The sequence below is a fragment of the Micromonospora sp. WMMD736 genome, from assembly GCF_049179015.1.
Taxonomy (GTDB): domain Bacteria; phylum Actinomycetota; class Actinomycetes; order Mycobacteriales; family Micromonosporaceae; genus Micromonospora.
Genome location: NZ_JBMHMI010000001.1, coordinates 1835148 through 1840829 on the forward strand (window position 1 = coordinate 1835148; position 5682 = coordinate 1840829).

Annotated in this window: 5 protein-coding genes; 2 read left to right on the top strand and 3 right to left on the bottom strand. The window is 69.3% G+C overall.

Annotated elements, in window-relative coordinates; translation table 11 throughout:
• Positions 1-26 precede the first annotated feature (26 nt).
• Genes ACN269_RS07925 through ACN269_RS07935 form a run of 3 tightly spaced genes read right to left on the bottom strand, consistent with a single transcriptional unit; the run spans position 27 to position 3948 of the window.
• On the bottom strand, positions 27-1175 hold the full coding sequence (locus ACN269_RS07925) for an ABC transporter ATP-binding protein (RefSeq protein WP_421471809.1): 1149 nt from the start codon (positions 1173-1175) through the stop codon (positions 27-29).
• Positions 1172-2917: an ABC transporter permease gene (locus ACN269_RS07930; protein ID WP_421471810.1), complete on the bottom strand. Its 1746-nt coding sequence runs from the start codon at positions 2915-2917 to the stop codon at positions 1172-1174. The genes ACN269_RS07925 and ACN269_RS07930 overlap by 4 nt, the downstream gene beginning before the upstream one ends.
• On the bottom strand, positions 2914-3948 hold the full coding sequence (locus ACN269_RS07935; RefSeq protein ID WP_421471811.1) for an ABC transporter substrate-binding protein: 1035 nt from the start codon (positions 3946-3948) through the stop codon (positions 2914-2916). The genes ACN269_RS07930 and ACN269_RS07935 overlap by 4 nt, the downstream gene beginning before the upstream one ends.
• A gap of 222 nt (positions 3949-4170) precedes the next feature.
• Between ACN269_RS07935 and ACN269_RS07940 the strand changes: the two genes are divergently transcribed.
• Positions 4171-4980, top strand: coding sequence for a sensor histidine kinase (locus ACN269_RS07940; protein WP_421471812.1), 810 nt, complete (start codon positions 4171-4173; stop codon positions 4978-4980).
• A complete protein-coding gene (locus tag ACN269_RS07945; RefSeq protein ID WP_421471813.1) occupies positions 4977-5675 on the top strand; it encodes a response regulator transcription factor in 699 nt (232 codons plus the stop codon). The genes ACN269_RS07940 and ACN269_RS07945 overlap by 4 nt, the downstream gene beginning before the upstream one ends.
• The last annotated feature ends 7 nt before the right edge of the window (positions 5676-5682 follow it).

A 5682-nucleotide genomic window follows, 5' to 3' on the forward strand; every position in this document is an offset into this window, starting at 1 on the left:
ACGCCGTTCGATGACGGTCGCCCCACTCAGTCCCGTGGCAACAGGTAGGCGCGATCGGCGTCGAAGCTGACCTCGACAGACGTTCCCTCGGTCAACGCCTCGCTCGGGTCGCCGCCCTGCTCGGTGGCGGTGATGGTGCCGGCCGCCGTCTCGATCTCGTAGTCGAGGCTCGGGCCGTGGAACGTCGAGCGCAGCACGGTGCCGTTCCCACCACTGGCGGCGGGGGTGAGCCGGACCGTCTCGGGGCGGATCATCAGGAAGGTGCCGTTCGCTCCGGTGGCGACCTTCGGGTGGGCGGCGACGGTGAGCTTGCGGCCCAGCACCGTGAGGGTGGCCACGCCGTCCTCGATCCGCTCGGGTGCGGCCTCGACGAAGTTGGCCTGACCGATGAAGTCGGCGACGAAGACGCTGGTGGGCCGGCCGTAGATCTCCCCCGGGCGGGCCACCTGCTCCACCTTGCCCTTGTTCATCACCACGATCCGGTCCGACATGCTCATCGCCTCGTCCTGGTCGTGCGTGACGTAGATGCTGGTGATGCCGAACATCTTCTGGATCCGGCGGATCTCCGCCCGCATCGCGGTGCGCAGCTTGGCATCGAGGTTCGACAGCGGTTCGTCGAAGAGCAGCACCTTCGGCTGCACCACGAGCGCGCGGGCCAGTGCCACGCGTTGCTGCTGGCCGCCGGAGAGCTCGTGTGGGCTACGCTCCTCCATTCCGACGAGGTTCATGCTGGTCACGGCCATCCGCATCGCGGTGGCGATCTCGTCCTTGCTGCGCTGCCCACGCTGCAACCGCAGGCCGTAGGCGATGTTCTCGGCCACCGTCATGTGCGGAAACAGCGCGTAGCTCTGGAACACCATGGCCATCGGCCGTCGCTGCGGCGAAAGGTGCCCGATCGCCTTGCCGTCGATCAGGATGTCGCCACCGGTCGCCTGCTCGAACCCGGCCACCATCCGCAGCGTCGTGGTCTTGCCGCAGCCGGACGGGCCGAGCAGGGTGATGAACTCTCCCGGCAGCACGTCGAGGTCGACCCGGTCGACGGCGGTGACCGTCCCGGTGCGACCGCGGAACTGCTTGGTGAGGCCGTCCAGTCGCAGGTGCCCGGAGCCGCTCTCGGGACGCAACGCGGCGGCCGGTTCGGTGGTTGGCGCTTCGACGTGCGCTGCGGCGGTCATTTCTGCTGCCCTTCGGAGGTGGCGGTGCGGTGCAGCTCGGCACCCGCGCCGACGATGAATCGGATGACCAGGAAACCCGCCAGCACGATGGCGGTGAGGACGGTGCAGTAGGCGAACGCCACCCCGTACCGGCCGGTGCTGGCGGCGCTCATCACCTGCGAGGTGATGATCTTCGTCTCCGGGGTGACCAGCAGCACGATCGTCGAGACGGAGGTCATGCTCCGGGCGAAGCTGTAGCTCAGCCCGGTCAGCAGGGCGGGGCGGATCAGCGGCAACGTCACCCGACGGAAGGTCTGCAGCGCGCCCGCGCCCAGGTCGGTGGAGGCCTCCTCGATGCTGGGGTGCAGCTGGGTCAACGCGCCGACTGCGGTGCGCTGCCCCGCCGGCAGGCTCCGGATCACGTACGCCAGCACGATCGAGACCGCGCCGGCGGCCAGTGCGCTGCCCCCGACGAGGCTGGGAAAGACCAGGAAATCACCGACGTACCGGTCCGGGCGGTAGGCCAGCACGAAGCCGATGCCCAGCACCGTGCCGGGCACCGCGACGCCCAGCGTGCCGCCCAGGTCCAGCAGCCAGGCGGTGCGCCGCAGGTGCCGGACCACCAGCCAGGCCACCATCAGGCCGACGACGCCGGCGATCGGGGTGGCGATGGCGGCGAACAGCAGAGTGTCCAGAACCGCCTCGACGCCCGGGCCAGCGACGACTTCCCGCAGGTAGTCGAGCGTGAGCGCGTTGTCCACGCCGAAGACCTTCGTCACCGAACCGATGATCACGGTGCTGTAGAGACTCACGATCACCGCGGCGACCAGCAGGGCGAGGCCGTAGATCGGCCAACGGCTCCACCCGGTGATGAGATGCACGCTGCCGGACGGCCGGCCGGTGATCGTGGTGCGCACCTTGCGGTTGAGCCACCACCGCTGCCCGAAGTACATCGCCAGCGACGGCACCAGCAGGATGACGCAGTAGACCGACGCGCTGGTCAGGTCGTACTCGCCGGTGACGGCGAGGTAGGCGCGGCTGGCCAGCACCGTGTAGTCGCCGCCGAGCACCAACGGATTCGCCAGGTCGGCGATCGCCTCCACGAAGAGCAGCAGAAAGGGGGCGACCAGGCCGGGGGCCAGCAACGGCAGGATCACCGTACGCAGGATGCGCCACCGGCTGGCGCCCAAGTTCATGGCCGCCTCCTCCACCGCCGGGTCGAGGCCGCGCAACATACCGAGCAGACCCAGGTACGCCACCGGGAACAGTGACATCGACAGGACGAACACCAACCCGTCCAGGCCGTAGATGTCGTACTCCAGCCCGAACAGGCCGTTGCTGATGACGCCGCGGCGTCCGTAGAGCACCACGGTGGCGGTGGCCACCGCGAACGGCGGGCTGACGATCGGCATCAGGGCGATGACGTGCAGGATCTTCTTGCCGGGTACGTCCAGACGGGTCTGCACGAATGCGAAGAGGAAGCCCAACGCCGTACCGCAGGCCCCGACGAGTGCGCCGAGCACCAGTGTGTTGCGCAGGATGCCGAGGTCCACCGACGAGGTGAAGAACTCCGCGTAGCGCGGCAACGCGTCCGGCGCGAAGGCGGTGGCCAGGACCGCGATGAGGGGGATGGCCGCGCCGATCGCCACCAGCAGTACGCAGACGACGATCAGCAGGCGGATCGCCGGGTCGCTGCCCCGCCGGCGGCGAGCGCCGGCCGGCGGGGCAGCGGTGGGGGCACGTTCGGGGAGCAGGAGCGTCATGACTTCGGCGCCTGCGCGACTTCAGCGTCGAACCGCTTGTTCAACGCGGACTTCGCCTCGCCGGCGACCGTCGCGTCGTAGGTCACCATCTTGATGGTCGGCAGCTTGACCACCTTGTCGGAGACCTTGGCGTCCGGGTTGGTGGGGAACTGGTACGCCTTGACCGTCGGGCCGATCTCCTGGGCCTCCGTGGTCAACGCCCAGTCGACGAACTTCTTGCCGCTCACCGGGTTCCGCGCGCTCTTGACCAGGGCGACGCCGCCGGTCTCGTACCCGGTGCCTTCGGCCGGGAAGCTCACCTGCAGGTCCGGGAAGCCGGCCTCGACGGTCGCGACGCAGTCGTGCGAGAAGATGACGCCGACCGCGACCTCGCCGCGGGCGGCCATCTGCGCGGGCGCCGCACCGGACTTGGTGTACTGCAGCACGTTCGGGTGCAGCTTGCGCATGTACTCCAGCGCCTTGGCCTGGTCGCCGCCGGCGAGCTGCACCTGGGTCCAGAGCGCCGTGTACGCGGTGCCGGAGGTGGACGGGTGCGCCATCCCGACCTCCTTGGCGAGCTTCGGGTTCAGCAGGTCCGCCCACGACTGCGGCACCGCCACCCCGCGCTCGGCCAGGATCTTCTTGTTGCTGCAGAAGCCGAGCGCGCCCACGTAGACGCCGGTCCACAGACCCGTCGGGTCCTTGTACGCGGCCGGGATGACCGCCGCGTTGGCGGAGACGTACGGTTCGAGCAGGCCCTCCCCACCGGCGGCGGAGTAGCCGTCGGCGGGTCCGCCGTACCAGACGTCGAACTCGGGGCTGCCCTTGCCGGCCTTGATCCGGGCCAGCGCCTCGCCGCTGGAGAGCCGGACGAAGTCGGCCTTGACCCCGGTGGACTTGCTGAACTTCTCGGTGGTCGCCGCGCACCAGTCCTCGGTGGCGCCGCAGACCACGTGCACGACGTTGCCGTCGGTCGCGCTGTTGTCACCGCCGGCGTTCTGCTTGGCGCAGGCCGGCAGGGCCGTCAGCGCGAGCAGGAGTGTGACCGACATCGTCGCGAGACGGCGTGGACGGAGTGCCACCACGGGCTCGACCTCCTCAAAGGGGGTGGATCGCTCAGGTACAAGCAAGATGTTTCGCACAGATTAGGAGCGGGTGAACGCTCCGACGGTGACGCTCTCGTGAGCGCGGGTGACAGCGCTGTCACCAACGAGGTCTCGGAGGCCGCCGACCCGGGCTGTCACAATGCCTGGCGTGAAACAGGGGCCCAAGCAGTGCTGACGGACATCTGGTGGGCAACGGTCACCACACTGGTCGGCGCACTCGCCGGGGCATCCGTCTGCGCGTTGGTGCTGCACCGACGCGGCGGCCGACTGCGGGCCGAGTTGGCCACGCTGGAGCTGACGGTGCAGCGGCGCGCGGATCAGGTCAACGCGCTCAGCCACGAACTGCGCACGCCCTTGAGCATGATCAAGGGCGCGGTGGACCTGCTCCGTGAGGGGAGTCCCGGCCCACTGACGCCCGCTCAGGAGAAGTTCCTCCGCCTGGTGGACAACCAGTCGACACAGGTGATCGGCCTGTGCGAGAGCCTGCTCCTGCAGGCGAAGATCGAGGCGGGCCTCTTCACGCCACGCCTGGAGAAGACCGACGTGGCGGTGGTCGTCCGCGATGTCATCGCTGGCATGCGCTCGTTGTGCGAGCAGCACGGCCAGCGGATCACCCTGGACACCCCGCAGGTGATGCCGCGCATCCTGGCCGACCCGATGTTGCTGACCCAGGCCATGACGAACCTGCTCTCCAACGCCAGTCGCTTCACCACGACCGGTGGCAGCATCCATGTGCGGGTCATGGTGGTGGACTCCGGCGTCGCCGTCTACGTCACCGACGACGGCGCGGGAATGACGCGGGCCGAGCGGGAGCGACTCTTCCAACGCTTCGCCACGGGTCGGCCGCTCGTCGACGGCACCGGCCTCGGGCTGGTGATCACCAAGATCATTATCGAGCTGCACGGAGGTGAGATTCTCGTGCACACCGCGTCCGCCCGCGGCACGACGTTCCTGCTGACCCTCCCGGGGCAACCATGAGCACCGCGCTGAGGCCCACCGTGCTGGTGGTCGACGACGAGCCGCAAATGGTGATCATCGTCGAGTTCGCGCTGCAGACCCAGGGCTTCGACGTGCTCACCGCGTCCGACGGCGCCACCGCCCTGCAACTGCTGCGATCCCACCGGGTCGATCTCGCCATCCTCGACGTCATGATGCCGACCATGAGCGGGCTGACCCTCTGCCAGCTCATCCGAGCCCGCTCGGAGACGCCCGTCCTGCTGCTGAGCGCGCTCGGCCAGCAGCAGGACGTCATCGCCGGACTGGAGCACGGCGCCGACGACTACGTCGTCAAACCGTTCCACCCGCGCGAGGTGGCGCTGCGCGCGCAGGCGCTGATCCGCAGACGACGCGACCACCCGGGCGTGATCCGGGTCGGCGAACTCGTCATCGACCCCGCCACCCAGAGCGTGACGCTCAACCAGCAGCGGGTCGACCTGCCCTTCACCGAGTTCAAACTCCTGACCCACCTGGCGGGCCGGCCCGGCGTTCCGCAGTCCTGGCAGGACCTGTTGGCAACGGTCTGGGGGACGCCCGACATGCTCGGCGGCCGCGACGTGGTGAAGTCGACCGTCTACCGGCTGCGCTCCCGGTTGGCCGCGCTGCCCGGCGGGGCCAACTACCTCTGCACGCTGCGCGGCGTCGGCTACTTCGTGCCGGACATCCCGCACCCGTAGCGGCCCC

Coding starts and splice junctions, on each gene's coding strand:
- ACN269_RS07935 (WP_421471811.1), bottom strand. CDS start 3,948: ATGTCGGTCACACTCCTGCTCGCGCTGACGGCCCTGCCGGCCTGCGCC.
- ACN269_RS07945 (WP_421471813.1), top strand. CDS start 4,977: ATGAGCACCGCGCTGAGGCCCACCGTGCTGGTGGTCGACGACGAGCCG.
- ACN269_RS07925 (WP_421471809.1), bottom strand. CDS start 1,175: ATGACCGCCGCAGCGCACGTCGAAGCGCCAACCACCGAACCGGCCGCC.
- ACN269_RS07930 (WP_421471810.1), bottom strand. CDS start 2,917: ATGACGCTCCTGCTCCCCGAACGTGCCCCCACCGCTGCCCCGCCGGCC.